General features: G+C 69.5%; 23 protein-coding genes. 18 read left to right on the top strand and 5 right to left on the bottom strand.

Translation table 11 applies throughout. The features are described 5' to 3' along the window. Nucleotides 1–57: 57 nt before the first annotated feature. The 5 genes from IE263_RS45650 to IE263_RS45670 all read left to right on the top strand — a co-directional run bounded on the left by IE263_RS45650 (nucleotide 58) and on the right by IE263_RS45670 (nucleotide 4,231). Nucleotides 58–249, top strand: a complete 192-nt coding sequence (locus tag IE263_RS45650) for a hypothetical protein (RefSeq protein WP_189944064.1) — start codon at nucleotides 58–60, stop codon at nucleotides 247–249. A 92-nt stretch (nucleotides 250–341) separates the two neighbouring features. Then, complete coding sequence (locus IE263_RS45655) at nucleotides 342–1,541, top strand: DUF2637 domain-containing protein (RefSeq protein WP_373312292.1); 1,200 nt, start codon at nucleotides 342–344, stop codon at nucleotides 1,539–1,541. 7 nt (nucleotides 1,542–1,548) lie between these two features. After that, the gene (locus tag IE263_RS45660) at nucleotides 1,549–1,848 is read left to right on the top strand and encodes a hypothetical protein (RefSeq protein WP_189944065.1); all 300 of its coding nucleotides are present in this window, start codon (nucleotides 1,549–1,551) and stop codon (nucleotides 1,846–1,848) included. Further along, nucleotides 1,845–3,779 (top strand): FtsK/SpoIIIE domain-containing protein, encoded by a 1,935-nt coding sequence (locus tag IE263_RS45665; protein ID WP_189944066.1) that lies wholly within the window; start codon nucleotides 1,845–1,847, stop codon nucleotides 3,777–3,779. The genes IE263_RS45660 and IE263_RS45665 overlap by 4 nt, the downstream gene beginning before the upstream one ends. Then, nucleotides 3,779–4,231, top strand: coding sequence for a hypothetical protein (locus tag IE263_RS45670; RefSeq protein WP_189944067.1), 453 nt, complete (start codon nucleotides 3,779–3,781; stop codon nucleotides 4,229–4,231). Before IE263_RS45665 ends, IE263_RS45670 begins: the two co-directional genes overlap by 1 nt. An 86-nt stretch (nucleotides 4,232–4,317) precedes the next feature. Here the strand turns inward: IE263_RS45670 and IE263_RS45675 are convergent, their stop codons facing one another. From IE263_RS45675 to IE263_RS45695, 5 genes are all read right to left on the bottom strand, one after another. After that, the gene (locus tag IE263_RS45675; RefSeq protein ID WP_189944068.1) at nucleotides 4,318–4,779 is read right to left on the bottom strand and encodes a hypothetical protein; all 462 of its coding nucleotides are present in this window, start codon (nucleotides 4,777–4,779) and stop codon (nucleotides 4,318–4,320) included. 120 nt (nucleotides 4,780–4,899) lie between these two features. Beyond that, entirely contained in the window at nucleotides 4,900–5,088 is a 189-nt protein-coding gene (locus IE263_RS45680) for a hypothetical protein (protein ID WP_189944069.1), read from the bottom strand. Beyond that, nucleotides 5,085–5,372: a hypothetical protein gene (locus IE263_RS45685; RefSeq protein WP_189944070.1), complete on the bottom strand. Its 288-nt coding sequence runs from the start codon at nucleotides 5,370–5,372 to the stop codon at nucleotides 5,085–5,087. Before IE263_RS45685 ends, IE263_RS45680 begins: the two co-directional genes overlap by 4 nt. Continuing rightward, nucleotides 5,369–5,605 carry a hypothetical protein gene (locus tag IE263_RS45690; RefSeq protein ID WP_189944071.1) on the bottom strand — a complete coding sequence of 79 codons (237 nt, stop codon included), beginning with the start codon at nucleotides 5,603–5,605 and terminating at the stop codon, nucleotides 5,369–5,371. The genes IE263_RS45685 and IE263_RS45690 overlap by 4 nt, the downstream gene beginning before the upstream one ends. Then, entirely contained in the window at nucleotides 5,602–5,850 is a 249-nt protein-coding gene (locus IE263_RS45695; protein ID WP_189944072.1) for a hypothetical protein, read from the bottom strand. Before IE263_RS45695 ends, IE263_RS45690 begins: the two co-directional genes overlap by 4 nt. A gap of 101 nt (nucleotides 5,851–5,951) precedes the next feature. Between IE263_RS45695 and IE263_RS45700 the strand changes: the two genes are divergently transcribed. From IE263_RS45700 to IE263_RS45760, 13 genes are all read left to right on the top strand, one after another. Continuing rightward, the gene (locus IE263_RS45700) at nucleotides 5,952–6,293 is read left to right on the top strand and encodes a DUF6011 domain-containing protein (protein WP_189944073.1); all 342 of its coding nucleotides are present in this window, start codon (nucleotides 5,952–5,954) and stop codon (nucleotides 6,291–6,293) included. Between the two features lie 19 nt (nucleotides 6,294–6,312). Continuing rightward, on the top strand, nucleotides 6,313–6,765 hold the full coding sequence (locus tag IE263_RS45705; protein WP_189944074.1) for a hypothetical protein: 453 nt from the start codon (nucleotides 6,313–6,315) through the stop codon (nucleotides 6,763–6,765). 44 nt (nucleotides 6,766–6,809) lie between these two features. Then, nucleotides 6,810–7,082, top strand: a complete 273-nt coding sequence (locus IE263_RS45710; protein WP_189944075.1) for a hypothetical protein — start codon at nucleotides 6,810–6,812, stop codon at nucleotides 7,080–7,082. A gap of 157 nt (nucleotides 7,083–7,239) precedes the next feature. Next, nucleotides 7,240–7,746, top strand: coding sequence for a helix-turn-helix domain-containing protein (locus tag IE263_RS45715; protein WP_189944076.1), 507 nt, complete (start codon nucleotides 7,240–7,242; stop codon nucleotides 7,744–7,746). Further along, entirely contained in the window at nucleotides 7,743–7,976 is a 234-nt protein-coding gene (locus tag IE263_RS45720) for a hypothetical protein (RefSeq protein WP_189944077.1), read from the top strand. The genes IE263_RS45715 and IE263_RS45720 overlap by 4 nt, the downstream gene beginning before the upstream one ends. Beyond that, nucleotides 7,973–9,310 (top strand): phage terminase large subunit, encoded by a 1,338-nt coding sequence (locus tag IE263_RS45725; protein WP_189944078.1) that lies wholly within the window; start codon nucleotides 7,973–7,975, stop codon nucleotides 9,308–9,310. The genes IE263_RS45720 and IE263_RS45725 overlap by 4 nt, the downstream gene beginning before the upstream one ends. Nucleotides 9,311–9,572: 262 nt before the next feature. Further along, a complete protein-coding gene (locus tag IE263_RS45730) occupies nucleotides 9,573–11,057 on the top strand; it encodes a phage portal protein (protein ID WP_189944079.1) in 1,485 nt (494 codons plus the stop codon). Then, complete coding sequence (locus tag IE263_RS45735; RefSeq protein WP_189944080.1) at nucleotides 11,050–11,325, top strand: hypothetical protein; 276 nt, start codon at nucleotides 11,050–11,052, stop codon at nucleotides 11,323–11,325. The genes IE263_RS45730 and IE263_RS45735 overlap by 8 nt, the downstream gene beginning before the upstream one ends. 5 nt (nucleotides 11,326–11,330) lie before the next feature. Then, nucleotides 11,331–12,389: a head maturation protease, ClpP-related gene (locus IE263_RS45740; protein ID WP_229911535.1), complete on the top strand. Its 1,059-nt coding sequence runs from the start codon at nucleotides 11,331–11,333 to the stop codon at nucleotides 12,387–12,389. Between the two features lie 11 nt (nucleotides 12,390–12,400). Further along, on the top strand, nucleotides 12,401–13,747 hold the full coding sequence (locus IE263_RS45745; protein ID WP_189944082.1) for a phage major capsid protein: 1,347 nt from the start codon (nucleotides 12,401–12,403) through the stop codon (nucleotides 13,745–13,747). Nucleotides 13,748–13,828: 81 nt separating this feature from the next. Next, nucleotides 13,829–14,329, top strand: a complete 501-nt coding sequence (locus tag IE263_RS45750) for a hypothetical protein (RefSeq protein ID WP_189944083.1) — start codon at nucleotides 13,829–13,831, stop codon at nucleotides 14,327–14,329. A 16-nt stretch (nucleotides 14,330–14,345) separates the two neighbouring features. After that, complete coding sequence (locus IE263_RS45755) at nucleotides 14,346–14,804, top strand: hypothetical protein (RefSeq protein WP_189944084.1); 459 nt, start codon at nucleotides 14,346–14,348, stop codon at nucleotides 14,802–14,804. A 103-nt stretch (nucleotides 14,805–14,907) separates the two neighbouring features. Then, a complete protein-coding gene (locus IE263_RS45760; RefSeq protein WP_189944085.1) occupies nucleotides 14,908–15,225 on the top strand; it encodes a hypothetical protein in 318 nt (105 codons plus the stop codon). The last annotated feature ends 22 nt before the right edge of the window (nucleotides 15,226–15,247 follow it).

The raw sequence follows: 15,247 nt of genomic DNA on the forward strand, positions 1-15,247 counted from the left end.
CCCACAGGCTCCCCACCCGTCCCGCCAGCCCGGCACCCCAACCGAGAGGAGCCCGCCATGGGCCTCTTCAAGAGCCACGACAACCCCAACTTCCCCCGCGAGATCACCGACGGCAACGGCGACACCTGGCGCAACGCCGCCGACATCATGCCCGGCCGCAACAACCAACCCGTCTACACCCCCGAGACCGGCCCCGAGGGTCCGGCCCTGACCCCGTCCGAGATCGAGCGCGAGTACGGCCGCCGCTGACCGGTAGCCCACGGGGCTCGTCTCGTACGCGGGCCCTGGAGATCCGGCCAGCCCACCCCGACCACGCCCTGATCTGAGAGGACCGCACTCCCGTGACCGCAGCCCCCCAGCCCCCGGCCGGCACCGAGCCGAACCGCCCCGGCGGCACCCTCGCGCCCGCCGCGCCAGGGAACCCGCTGCAGCCACTCACCCGGACCCAGAAGATCCTCACCGGCATCGTCGTCGGATCCGTCCTCATCATCGCCACCCTCGGCTTCATCGGCTCCTACAGCGCCGTCACCGAACTCGCCCTCACCAAGGGATTCGGCCGGTTCGCCCACGCCTTCCCCCTCGCCGTCGACGCCGGCATCATCGCCTTCCTCGCCCTCGACCTCCTCCTCACCTGGCGGCGTATCCCCTTCCCGCTGCTCCGTCAGACAGCCTGGGGGCTGACCGCTGCCACCATCGCCTTCAACGCCGCGACCGCGTGGCCCGACAGGCTCGGCGTCGGCATGCACGCCACCATCCCGGTCCTGTTTGTCATCGCCGTCGAAGCTGCTCGGCACGCGATCGGCCGGATTGCCGACATCACCGCGGACCGGCACTTGGAAGGGATCCGCTGGACCCGGTGGCTGCTCGCGTTCCCGTCTACGTTCCGGCTGTGGCGGCGCAGGACGCTGTGGGAGCTGCGTTCGTATGACGAGGCGCTGCGGATGGAGCAGCAGCGGCTCGTCTACCGGGCTCGGTTGCGTGCCACCTACGGTCGGGCGTGGCGGTGGAGGGCTCCGGTGGAGGCGGTGCTGCCGTTGCGTCTGGCGCGCTTCGGGCTGCCAGTCGGAGCGCCCGTGCCAGTGGACGAGGGCGCCCCGAAGGCGCTCCCGCCCGTCGTCGTCGAGGCGCCCCAGAGCGCCCCGGACGCTGAGGTTCCGGCCGCTGTCGAGGCGCCCTCAGCACCCGCCCCGGAGCGCCCCAAGCCCTCGGCTGAGAGCGCCCCGGAAGCGCCCCCCGCCGTCGCCCCGGAGCGCCCCGAGAGCGCCCCGACCCCCAAGGCCAAGGCGCCCCGCAAGGCGCCCTCAAAGCGCCCCGGCAAGGTCACCCGCACCGACGCCAAGACCGCCCTCAAGGCGCTCTACGGGGCGCTCTCAAGGCGCCCCCTCGAAGGCGAACTCATCGACGAGCTGAAGCGCATCGGCTACCTGCACACCTCCCGCCAGCACGCCAACAAACTCCGCTCCGAGATCGAGGCCGACGAACCCCAGCTGGCCGCCCTCGGATCCGACAACGTCCGCGCCCTCACCGGAACCGAAGGCTGACCCCGCCATGACCAAGCCGACGCTCCTCCTCACCGCCACGGCCGGCCTGATCGCCGCGATCGTGGCCGTGTCCTGGTTCCCCGCCAGCCCTCTCCTCGCCGCGCTGGTCGGCTACACCGCTGTGGTCGGCACGCTCGCCCACGGCACCGGCGCCCCGGTCCTGCGCACCCTCGGCGCGTCCGTCGTGATCCTTGCCGCGGCCGTCGCCATGCTGCTCCGCGTCCTCCGCCAGGTGATCGACATCGCGCTGTGGATCCTCACCGCAGGCGCCGGCGCCGCCCTCTACACCGCCAAGGCCACCGCATGAACCAGCCTGTGTACACGCCGATCCCGATGACGATGACGACGGACGGCGCAACGACGACGTACAAAATCCCAGGTCAGCCCATTGCGCGTCCGTCGTCGTCATCGTCGTCGTCATCTGTCTGGGCCAGCTGCGCCCTATGCGCCACCCGTCTCGGCCGGTGGCTGTCCCGGCGCCGCTACGAACTCGCCCCCGCGGGCGGCACCACCACCCTCACCGTCCTCGGTCTCGCCCAGGGCGGTGTTGGCCCGGCCGTCGCCTACGGTGCGCTCGCCGCGCTGTCCGGTGCCGGCGCTGTGGCCGGCCTGAAGTACAAGAATCCCGCGGTCACGCACGTCGGCGCGGCCGGGGCCATCGCCCTGGCGGACATCAGCACCGCGGCGGCGGCCGGGTTCTCGTGGCCGACCGCGACCGCTTGGGCGTTGGCCACGGGCGCGGCGTATGGGGTGTACGGGCCGTGGCTTGCCGGGCAGCGCAACGCCCGGATGAAGCTGCACGTGGACACGGTCAAGGCCAAGGGCGCGGTCCCGGAGGCGCTTGGCCTGGAAGCCGCCGACCCCGGGCTGACCGGCGCCTCGCCGGAGGAGACGGCGCTGCGCCGTGGGTTCCACGCCCTCACCGGCGCGGTCCCCCTCGCGGTGCACGCGTTCCACCGGGGCCCGGACGGCTCGTGGTCGTGCATCCTCAAGACCCCGCCCGGCCGCAACACCGCGCCCGCGGTGCTGGCCAAGCGCGCGGCGCAACTGCAGGCCAACATGGGCGTGCCGGGCCGACTCACCCTCGCCGAGGGCCCGGAGCCCAACGACCTGATCGTCAAGGTCGCCCTGTCCGACGCGCTCGCGGCCACGTTGGAGGTCACTGACACTGGCGTCACCACCTGCCGCGAACCCGTCCTCCTCGGCCGCGACGAGGACGGCAACGAGTTCCTGCTGCGCCTCCTCTACCGGCACACGCTGGTGGCCGGCGCCTCCGACTGGGGGAAGTCCGGCATCGTCAATCTGATCCTCAAGCGGTTGAACCGGTGCGAGGACGTCGACCTGTACGGCATCGACATGAAGCCCGGAGCGCCCGAGCTCGGCCCGTGGCGCGGCCGGATGAAGGCGCTGGCGACGAACGCGGGGGAGGCGCGGGCGCTGCTGGAGTGGATCCGCGGCGAATGCGACCGCCGTGGCGCGATCCTTGCCGAACTGTCCCGCCAGGCGATGGCCGAGGGACGCGGCCCGGTCCGCAAGTGGATCCCCGGCGTGCACGGCAGTGCGATCTTCCTGGTGACGGACGAGCTCGCCGAGTTGGTGCGTCAGGATCCGGAGCTTGCCGAGATGTACGAGTCGCTGCTGGCCATCATGCGGTTCCTCGCCATGCAGTGCGTCTCCGCGACCCAGCAGCCCAGCCGCAAGGTGTTCGGAGGCTCGACGGATGCCCGCGGCAACTACGCCAACCGCATCTCCACCCGCGCTGGCGAGGCCGGACACGGCCCGCTCATCTTCGGGCAGGGCTGCCAGACCAACGGCTGGCGGCCCGAGCTCCTCGACCTGCCGGGCAAGTTCCTCGCCCAGACGCCCGAGCACGACACCCCGCGCGTCTACCGGGCCGAGTACGTGTCCGACCTGGATATCGCCGAAGAGGTCGGCTTCTACTACAGCGACGTCCGCGACACCGAGCCGCAGCCCGCGATCACCGATGAACCGTGGGTCGAGCAGTTCGCGCCGCTCCGGTTCCCCGACGGCAGCCAGGTAGGGCGTGGCCAGTGGCCGGACCTGTACCGGCAGTTTGCCGACATGGCCGACGGTGCGACGAAGAAGGAACTCGCGCAGGCCTGCAACATCAGCCGTGACACGGCGATGCGCGCGATCGAGGAGTGGACCCGGCACGGTGTTCGCGAGCGCCGGGATGGCCGGTCCACCCGCTACTACCTGCCGAAGGAGGGGGCGTGATGCCCGCCCTGCCCGAGCCGTACCAGCACTACGCCCAGCCCGGCCCGCACCTGGCGCGGCCGGCCCTGGTGGAGCTGTACGACGAGTCGGATCCGATCGTTCTCGTCGCCGACCCCTACGACCCGAACCGGTCGGTGGCCGTGCGCCGTTCCTCCCTGCAGCCCGCCACGCCCACGGCGCCGCGCGACCTCACCCCGCAACCGGTCCTCGACCCGCTCGCACAGCGCCTGCTCGGCGCCGGCCTCGGCGCCGGCGCGGCCGGTGCCGGTATCGGCTGGGGCATCGGGCAAGCCGCGGCCGGGATCGCGACGATCGGCGGGACAGCGGCCGCGGTGATGGTCCTCGTTCTGTGGCTGCTGGCCCGGTTGGGCGGCGGGCGCGGGTCGGTGACGATCCAGCAGGAAGTCCACAATCACGCACGGTGGTTCGGGAGGAACACCACGAACCTGTAGAAGCCGCGCCACACTAGACGTGCCGGGAACAGCCCGGCACGAGGCCTCGGTCACCACCCCCCGTTGGTGACCGAGGCCTTCGTCATCTACTGCTGCGCCTCGTCCGCCTCCAACGCGAACCGCAGCGCCGCCCCACCCGACATGATCGTCTGCGCATCGTCCGGACACGGCGACCCCGCGATGCCCGCGTTCTCGTCACCGAGGCACTCATGGTCGGTGTACGCGTCGACAGCCTTGTCAATCTTCTCGATCTCTGCCGCGGTCCGCGGATACTTCGCGGGGCCGCCGGCCTCGTTCAGCGCGTTCTCCAGGTCGGTGACGACGATGGCGATGTTGGTGAGGTGTTCGGCGCAGGCTTGGTCGCCGACCTGGTTGCAGATGGCGGTTTCGGTGCCGAGCGCAGTGGCGAGTTTGGGTGTCCACTCGGCGGACAGCGTGCCGGTGGTGGACGGGCTGGGCTTGCTGTCGTTGTTGTCGTTGCTGCTGTTGGAGCAGGCGGTGAGTGCGAGCGCGGCGAGCAGGATGAGCACGGGCGTGCGGTGGCGCATTGGTGACCCCCCTTGGGTGTGTGCGGTGAGGGTAGGGCACGGGTCGGTTGGGGGGTGAGGGGTTGGCGGTGGTTTACACGCGTGGGGCCCCGCCCGGGGTGGTCTGGGGCGGGGCCTTCGTCATGCGGTGCAGCACTCCGGGCATGGTGTCTGCCGGACGTGCTGCGCCTCGTCGGGTGTGAGGTGCACGAGTGGCCGCGGCTCGATGCCCTGGGCTGCGTTGCCCGCGCGGCCGGCTTGGAAGGCGGGGCAGTCTTCGCCGGTGTGGTAGCGCTCGCTGCGGTCGGTGGTGATGTAGTGGACGCTCATGGGGTGGGCTCCTCACCTGGGCGCACGCCGTGCACTCTGTACGTGATCTCGCCGGGGTTCACCCGCACGCCCGTCGTTCGTGCCACCGACACGGCGAGCTGGCTGCGCTGCTCGTTGAGGAACCGGTCGCGCTCCTCGGCTGACGTCCCGTCCCACCAGTCGCGCAAGATCTGCGAGCGGTACTCACTGCGGTCGCCGGGCAGGCCGGGCACGGTCCAGCTCACGGGCAGGTACTCGTACTGCGAGGCGTCGGACAGGTCGATCAACGGGTGTCGCTCGCTCATGCGGTCTTCTCCTCGCTGCTCACCGGGCGCGGCTGGAACGCGGCACGCAGCGACGCCCCGACCTCAGCCAGCCGTGCGCCCATCGCTTCCCGCGCCTCGTCGCTGATCACAAGGCGAGGCATCGCGAACGGGGCCAGCTGGCCGGAGCCGTCGGGCAGCGGCGGGGTCTCGTCGTCGTGGCGGTCGAGCTGGTGACGGGCACGGTCGAGGCTCGGGTACGGGCGGTGGCTCATGAGATCGGCTCCTTCTTCGGCCGGCCGCCCTTGCGTGCTCGGCGCTCGGCCAGCTCCTGCTCGGCGGCTGCGAGGTCGGCGAGCTCCTGCTCGTTGCCGTGCTTGCGGATGAAGTCGCGGACGTGGTCGACAAGGTCAGCGCTGCGGTCAACGCCTACCCGTGATGCGGCGGTTCCGTAGGCGTCCCACATGGCGCGGGGGATGCGGAAGCGGGTGATGAAGGTGTGGTCGGTGGCTTCGGGCATGCCTCTCATGTTCCCACACGGATTTCTTCGCGTCACCTCTTGTGTGGGTACACGGTTTAGCGTTACTGTGTACCCACAAGGAAACGGACGAGGGGGACCACATGAACGCCGCAGCCACCACCACCCACACCAACTGCCTCCGCTGCGGCCGCGCCCTCCGTACCGCCAAGTCGCAGGCCCTCGGATACGGCGCGAAGTGCGCGGCCAAGGTTCGCCACTCGGCCGTCGACCTCACCGACTACAAGCCCCACCAGATCGCCTCCGCCCGCGAACTCATCGAAGACGGCGCGATCATCCCCCTCCGCTCCGTCATCTTCATCGCCGTCTCCACCGACGGCACCGAGACCTACAAGACCGCCCCCACCGGCTGCACCTGCCCCGCCGGCCTGAAGGGCTCCCGCTGCTACCACCAGCTCGCCGCCCGCCTCCTCCTCGCCGCCTGACACGACAGGAGAACCCCCCGTGGACTTCCGCGACGCCCTCAACAACGTCATCGCCGAACTCACCCCCCAGCCCTGGGACTACACCACCCCCGACGGCACTCGCCTCCGCGTCATCCCCGAGGGCCTGCGACAGGACCCCGGTGACGGCGTCGTCCTCATCCAGATCTGCGAGGCCGCACACATCCAAGTGACCCCGGACGGCCCCGACTACCCGATGCGAACCGTCGACGTGCCCGGTCTGATCGCCGCCCTCACCGACCGCACTGAGTGGACCACGTCGGACTGGGGTGACGTGCTCACTGTCCGGCCAGAGGGTAACGGGATGCGGCTCGCGTACACCGTCTACGACCGCGACACCACGGGCCAGCCTGCCGACGTGGACCGCACCGTCCTAGTGCCGGAGGTGCAGCGCATGCCGCTCGCCTCGGCGTTGCGCCGCGCGCTGGATGTCGCCCGCGGCTGGGAGAGCTGACCGCACATCACCCGCCACACCAAACCCGCGAGAGGATCCACCACATGACCGAGCTCGCCCACCGCCAGCAGCAGCAGACCGGCCCGACCGTCTGGGTCCTGTCCACCGGTGAGGATCACGAAGGAGGCGAAGTCCTCGGCGTCTACGCCAGCAAGGAAGCCGCCAAAGGCCCGTTCGTCGAGGCCGCGAAACGGATTCCGTTCGACCTGGACCAGGCGTGGCAGGACGAGGAGAGCGGCGCGGTCCACGCGCACGGCGGCTGTGACTGGGTGTCCCTCGAACCGCACCCGCTCATCACGGCCGCCCAACTCGCCTGACCTCGCCGTACAGCAGAGGGCCCGCCCCGGAACCGCCACCAGCCCGGGACGGGCCCTCACGCGCGCCCTGGGCACGCTCCCTCTCTGCTCATCAGTATCCACGATGACCAGCCGCCGTATCATCACAGAACACGAACACCACGGCGAAGGAGGAGGCGTGGCCAACCCCAACCAGAACGCCCGCGACCACAGCGGCCGCTACGTCCCCACCATCACCACCGCCGAAAAAACCGCCCGCGCCCTCGAACTCCACCGCGACGGCTGGACCTACCAAGCCATCGCCGACGAACTCGGCTACAGCCACCGCTCCAACGTCCGCAAAGTCATCCGCGCCGCCGTCCGCGACGTCATCAAAGGCCCAGCCGAGCAACTCCTCGCCCTCCACATGGACCGGCTGGAGAACCTCTACGAGATCGCCATGGAAGTCGCTGAGGCGGATCACGTCGTCGTCTCCCACGGCAAGGTCGTCACCATGCCCGACCCCGAGACCGGCGAAGAGAAGCCACTCAAGGACAACGGCCCCACACTCGCCGCGCTCCGCGAAGCCCGCACCACGCTGGAGTCGTTCCGCAAGCTCGTCGGCCTCGACGCCGAACAGAAGATCAACGTGTCCGGCGGAGTCCGCTACGAGGTCGTCGGCATCAACCCAGAGGACCTCACATGACCCTCTGCTCCTGCTGCTCCCACATCTGGCGAGACCGCGGCAACGGCCGCAGCGAACCCGACCGGCGCCCCGCAGTCGTCCGCTGGCAGCACCGCGGCGGCAACGTAAGCCTCCTCTGCCAGCCCTGCCTCGACGGCTGGTTCGACAACGCCGACGACGACCCCGACCTCGAACCCGCCGCCTGGTCCTGGCTCCCCAGAAAGCAGCCCGCCCACCTGGCATCAGCATGACCACCGCGGCCGACACCGTCGTCCGATACGAACCCCGCGGCGCCGCCCTCGACGTCTTCAAAAGCCGCGACTCCGAACTCGTCATCGCAGGCCCCGCCGGCACCGGCAAATCGTTGGCCTGTCTCTGGCGCGTCCACCTGGCCGCCCTCAACAACCCCGGCATCCGCTGCCTGATCGTCCGCAAGACCGCCGTCTCTCTCGGCTCCACCACTCTCGTCACCTACGAGAAGAAGGTCGCTGCCGCAGCCATGGCGGCCGGCATCGTCCGTTGGTTCGGCGGCAGCCCGCGTGAGGCACCTTGCTACCGGTACGCCAATGGCAGCGTCATCGTGGTCGGTGGCCTCGACAAACCCGAAAAGATCATGTCGGCGGAGTATGATCTCGTGTTCGCGGACGAGGCCACCGAACTCACCGTCACCGACTGGGAGTCCATCGCCACCCGCCTCCGCAACGGCGTGCTGTCGTGGCAGCAGCAGATCGCCGCCTGCAACCCCGCCCAGCCCACGCACTGGCTCAAACAGCGCTGCGACCAGGGCCAGGCCCGCATGCTCATCTCGCGGCACATCGACAACCCCGCGTACATGAACGCCGACGGCACCCCCACCACGGTGGGCGCCGCGTACTTCGCCAAGCTCGACGCCCTTACCGGCGTCCGCCGCCTGCGCCTGCGGGACGGGAAGTGGGCGGCCGTCGAAGGGCAGATCTACGAGGCCTACGACGAAGCCATCCACCTCGTCGACGAGGTCAAACCCACGGCGGCCTGGACCCGATGGGGCGCGGTCGACTTCGGCTACACCAACCCCTTCGTCTACCAGGACTGGTGGGAAGACCCCGACGGCCGCCTCTACCTCGCCCGGGAGATCTACTTCACCCGCCGCCTCGTCGAAGACCACGCCGAACGCATCAAGCACATCCTGTACTACGCGTCCGGCCAACCCCGCGGCCAGCTCCCGCGTGCCATCTACGTCGACCACGACGCCGAGGACCGGGCCACGCTGGAACGGAAGTTGGGCCTGTCAACGAAGCCGGCGCATAAGTCTGTGTCGGACGGCATCCAGGCGGTGCAGTCCCGCTTGAAGGTGCAGCCGGACGGTAAGCCCCGGCTGTTTATCGCGCGGAATGCGCTGGTGGAGCGGGATCCGGAGTTGGAGACGGGGTCGCTGCCGATGTGCACGGCAGATGAGATCACCGGCTACGTGTGGGCAGTGAAGCCGGGCAACAAGGGTGGGTTGAAGGAGGAGCCGGTGAAGGAGAACGACCACGGGTGTGACGCGCTCAGGTACATGGTTGCGGCGCGGGATCTGGTCGGCCGGACGCGGGTGCGGTGGCTCTGAACCGTCTAGTTTGTGAGATCCCTACAACGAAACTTTGGTGAGCGAGGGGCGGTCCAGATGGCTAGGAAGGTTCCAGTGCGCAGGTGGATGCAGGGATTGAATAGAGCTATGCCGGTTGTGCTTGACACGGTTGGGGTTATTCTGTTGTCGGGATCCGCCATACTGGCCTTCGGCTTGGCAGCGGGAGTCGCCGCCCTCGGTGTCGGCTGCATCGTCCTGAACTGGCGGTTCTACAGCGGCACCTAGGCGAGGGGAGGGGTAGGTGGCCAGAACCCTCCTCGGTGCGTTGTTCAACCGCACCAACACGGCCACCACGACGCCCGTCCCGTTCGCCTCCCGCACCGCTTCATACGGCCGCGGCCTCTTCGGCAGCCAACGCGGCACCACCGCCCAACTCGATGCCATGGGCGCCGTCTCCACCCTCTTCGCCATCGTCAACCGCACCGCCAAGGCCGAGGCCGGCGTCGAGTGGAAGCTCTACCGGAAGGCCAAGAGCGGGAAGAAGGAAGACCGCGTCGAGGTCACCGCGCACGCCGCCCTGGACCTGTGGAACCGGCCGAACCCCTTCTACACGCAGTCCGTGTTCGTCGAAGCCGGGGCGCAGCACAAGCAGTTGACCGGCGAGACGTGGTGGGTGATCGCCCGGGACGAGCGGGTGGACCTGCCGCTGGAGATGTGGGTGGTGCGCCCGGACCGAATCCGCCCGGTCCCGGACCCGGAGAAGTTCCTGCTGGGCTACATGTACACCGGCCCGGACGGGCAGGAGGTCGCGCTCCGCAAGGAAGACGTCATCTTCATCCGGACCCCGCATCCCACCGACCCCTACCGGGGGATCGGCCCGGTGCAGGCCCTCCTCACCGACCTCGATGCGGTGCGCTATTCCGCGGAGTGGAACCGCTCGTTCTTCCTCAACAGCGCTGAGCCGGGCGGCATCATCGAGGTCCCGAACGGCCTGTCCGACGACCAGTTCGACGAGTTGCGTGAGCGCTGGAACGAGCAGCACAAGGGCGTCGCCAACGCCCACCGGGTCGCCATCCTCGAGCACGGCGTCTGGAAAGACCGCAAGTTCACGCAGCGCGACATGCAGTTCGCTGAACTCCGCAACCTCAGCCGCGAGGTTATCCGCGAGGCGTTCGGGTTCCCCAAGCCCATGACCGGCGCCGTCGACGACGTCAACCGCGCCAACGGCGACAGCGGCGAGCGCATGTTCGCCCGCTGGCTATGCGTCCCCGACCTCGAAGCCATACGGGACGCCCTGAACCACCAGCTGCTGCCGCTGTACGGGCGCACCGGCGACGGCCTGGAGTTCGACTACGAGAACCCCGTCCCCGACGACGTCGAGTCCGAGGCCACCCAGTTGACGGCCCGCTCGCAGGCCGCCGCCGTCCTGGTGTCCGCAGGGTTCGAGCCGAAGGGCACCCTGTCCGCCGTCGGCCTGCCGGACATCCCACACGTCGGCCCGGCCCGCACCACTGCGCCCGCGTCGGACGAGTGGGCGGACACGGTGGCCGGCCTGCTCGGTACGGACATCGAGGCTGCGCAGCGGTGGGTGGTCGTCGCGCAGGACGACGACGACACGTGCGAGCCGTGCCGCGAGAACAACGGCCGTACATACAAGAACCGCGCCCAGGCGTACCGGGACTACCCGGGCGGGTCGGGCTACATCCACTGCGTCGGCGCCCAGTACGGCAACGACTGCCGCTGCCGCGTGGTCAAGCGCGGCCGGAAGGGAGGCGGCGATGAGTAAGCACGGCATCCGTCCTCGGAAGCTGCGCCTTGGCGGCACTGGCCTTCCCGGTGGCACGCAGGTCGAACTCGACGGCGTGGACATCGCCAGCGCCGTGACTGGGGTGTCGCTGCGGATCGGTCTCACCGACCGACCTACGGCCGTGGTCGATGTGGTCCTGCACGAGTTGGACACCGAGCTGGAGCACCCGCTCGTGGCTGTCCCGGAGAAGACCCGCGATCTGTTGGTCCGGCTCGGCTGGACCCCGCCCGCCGAGGAGGCGCCGTGAGCCGAATGCCGGGCCTGACGCTGCCCGCCAACCTGAACAGCTTCCTCGCACGCCAGCGGGAGCAGGCAGACAAGCTGCGCGCCCAGCACGGCGTGGAGGCCAAGACCTGGTACCGCATCACCAATGCGGCCTCCCCGGATGAGGCGGAGGTGATGCTGTACGACGAGGTAGGCGGTTGGTACGGCGCGACCGCCGACCAGTTCATCGCGGACCTGCGCGGGGTGACCGCGCCGAACCTGCGGGTGCGGATCAATTCCCCGGGCGGGTCGGTGTTCGAGGGCATCGCCATCGCCAACGCGCTCCGGAGCCACCCGGCGAACATCACCGTGCAGGTCGACGGCATCGCCGCCTCGATCGCCTCCGTGATCGCGATGGCCGGGGACCGCATCGAGATGGCCCCCAACACGATGCTCATGATCCACGACGCGTCCGGGGTCTGCCTCGGCAACGCCGCCGACATGGAAGAGATGGCCGAACTCCTCGACCTCATCTCCGACAACATCGCCGACGCCTACGCCCAGCGTGCGGGCGGCACCCGCGAACAGTGGCGCGAGCGGATGAAGGCCGAGACCTGGTACCTGCCCGAGGACGCCGTCGAGAACGGCCTCGCCGACGAAGCCGTCCAGGCTCCCAAGGCAGCCGAGACTGTCGAGCCCCAAGAGGAGGACGAGCCGGACATGGCCCGCGCCTGGGACCTTGCTGCCTACGGCTACCAGGGCCCTCAGCAGCCGGAGCAGAAGCCGACGCTGACGATCGACATCGCCGCCGCTCTGGGCGAGAAGTTCGTCGAGCAACTGCGTGCAGCCGTCACCAAGGCAGCAGAGCCTGCACCCGCGCCCGCCGAGGACATCACCCCCGCGGAGCCGATCGCCGAGACTCCGCCAGTCGATCCCGCCCCGGCGCCGGCCGCGGTGCCGGAGCCGGAGGCACCCGCCGCCGAACCCGTAGACGAGTGGACGGCCCTGGTCGCCGCTCTCATCCCCGACGACGCGGACGACTGGTCGGCGCTCGTCTCCCACCTGATCGAGCCCGACTCGTCGTCCAGCGCGGCGACGGCAGCCTGAAGGAGGCACCTGTGGCAACCCCCACCATCCCGCGCGACGCCGACGAGCTCGCCGAAGCGCTCGGCGACACCGCCACGCTCAAGCACATCGTCAAGGACAAGGACACCCTGGAGTCCTTCATCCTCGACTTCGCCAAGGGTCAGCAGAAGCACAACCCCGACATCGAGGCGCAGATCAAGGCCGAAACTCAGCGTCAGTTCGCGGAGATCCTCCGCAACGAGCAGATCGACGGCATCAACCGCCTCAACCTCAACCCGAACGCCGCCCCCGTCGCCCGCTCGCGGCACTACAACCCGAAGGCCCCGGGTGCCAGCCTCGACAAGCAGTTCGGGAACTGGAGCGACTTCCTCGTCGCGACCTGGGCCGGGTCCAAGGGACAGGCCGCGATGGCCGCGCAGGACCAGATCGCGCAGATCCAGAACGCGTTCGGCTCCACCGTCCCCAGCGACGGCGGGTTCCTCATCCCCGAGTACCTGCGCTCCGAACTCCTGCGAGTCGCCCTGGAGATGGCCGTCGTCCGCTCCCGGGCCCGCGTCGTACCGATGGAGACCCTCTCCGTCCCGTACCCGACCATCGACAGCACGTCGAACGCCTCCTCGGTGTACGGCGGCATCGTCGGCTACTGGACCGAGGAAGGCGGCACCCTCACCGACTCGGCGCCGTCGTTCGGCCGGATCAACCTGCTCGCGAAGAAGCTCACGCTGTACTCGGAGATCCCGAACGAACTGTTCAAGGACTCGCTCATCAGCCTGGAGCAGTTCATGAACGAGTCCTACCCCGAGGCCCTCGCCTGGTTCGAGGACGTCGCGTTCACCTCCGGCAACGGCGTCGGCCAGCCCCTCGGCTACCTCAACGCGCCGGCCGCCGTGACGGTCGCGAAGGAGACGGATCAGGAGGCGGGGACGATCCTCTGGGAGAACATCATCAAGGCGTACTCCCGGATGCTGCCCGCGTCGATCGGCCGCGCCGTGTGGGTCGCGAACATCGACACCTTCCCGCAACTCGCCACCATGGCGCAGTCCGTCGGCACCGGCGGCAGCGCCGTGTGGATCGGCAACGGCGACGGCGCGGGCGCCCCGCCGGTCACGATCCTCGGCCGGCCCGTCGTGTGGACCGAGAAGGTCTCCACCGTCGGCACGGTCGGCGACATCAACTTCGTCGACTTCGGCTACTACTTGATCGGTGACCGGCAAGCGATGCAGTCGGAGACGTCGACGCACTTCAAGTTCGGCAACGACAAGACCGCGATGCGTGTGATCGAGCGGGTCGACGGTCAGCCGTGGCTGCAGTCCGCGATCACCCCCAACCAGGGCTCCAACACCCTGTCCCCGTTCGTGAAGGTCGCGACCCGGGCGTAACGGTTCCAGCCAGGGCGGGCAGTAACGCCCCCGCCCTGGCCAGTTCCAACGTGGCAATCAACCCCCACTAGGAGGGCAACCATGGAAGGCCTCGGAAGGCTCTTCGACGTCTCGATCGGCTGCGTGCCAACGGACGCCGTCGCCGGTGCGATCACCGGCAAGCGCGTGTCGCTGAAGAATGCCGACGCCTGCACGATCCTCGTCGTCACCACCGGCGCGTCGACCGACATCACCGACGTCGACCTGCAGCAGCACACCGCCTCGACGGGCGGCACCACCGCCGACCTCGACATCATCGACCACTACTACTACAAGTCCGAGACAACGCTCGACGGCGACGAAACCTGGACCCGCGCCACCCAGACCGCCGCCTCCGAGATCACCAACGTGGGCGCGGCGTCCGAGGAACTCCTCCTCGCCATCGAGGTCAACGCGACACAACTGTCCGACGGCTACAGCTACATCAGCCTCGACATCCCCGACCTCGGCACGAACGGCACCCGGCACTGCGCCGTGCTGTACCTGCTGCACGAGCTTCGCGCCCCGCGCAAGCCCGCCAACCTCGTCGCCCCGCTGTCCTGAAAGGAGGCACTGACCCATGGCTGCATCACCTACCTCGGGCAGGGCCTACCGGGACCTGCGCTACGGCAAGGGCCCGCTCTCCAAGTCCACCGGAACACTGGCCGCCAGCACGGTGGCGCTCTTCACCATCGCTGGGGGCCGCGTCGCGATCACATCGCTGTTCGGCCTGGTCGGCACCAGCATCACGGTCGCCAACAGCTACAAGCTGCAGATGAACCCCACCACCGGCGACACCACCGACATCAACGCCGCCACCGACATCGGCACCACCGACACCGCGGCCGGCACGATCCTCGGCTTCGGCCAGGGCACCACGGCCGCGCCGCCGCTCCTGCGGGGCGGCTACAACATCCCGTCCGATCTGATCCTGCCGGTCGGGCAGATCGAGTCGGTCAGCGCGGGCACGGACGGTGAGATCACCTGGTACCTGACGTGGGTGCCGTACGACGTCGGCGCGACCGTGGTGGCGGCCTGACGTGGCGGCGTGGCTGTGCACGGTGTGCTCCACCGTCTTTTCGGTGGGCGCGCCGTGCTGCCCCCACTGCGGCAGTACCAAGCACGTCGAGGAGGGACAGGAGATGCCGAAGATCACCCGCCACGAAGGCCCCAGCATCGCGGGCGCGTCGATCGTGGGCGGCTCATGGTCCAGCGAGGGCGACCCGGACGTGTGGCCGGCGCCCGCAGGCGAGGAAGGCGGTGAGGAGTCATCGCCTGGGAACAGCTCGGAGACATCACCCGAGACGCCGTCGAGCGAGCCCGAGCCGAGCGAGAAGCCCAGCCCGTCGCGTGCCCGAACGACGGGGAGCCGCTCGAAGAAGGCCCAGACGGGCAGCCGTTCTGCCCGTTCGACGGGTGGCGGCCGGGCGGCCGATACGTCGGCTGCTGACGAGGCCTGACCATCCCGGTTCCAACGAGATG

This window comes from Streptomyces aurantiogriseus, from assembly GCF_014649375.1.
GTDB classification, from domain to species: Bacteria; Actinomycetota; Actinomycetes; order Streptomycetales; family Streptomycetaceae; genus Streptomyces; species Streptomyces aurantiogriseus.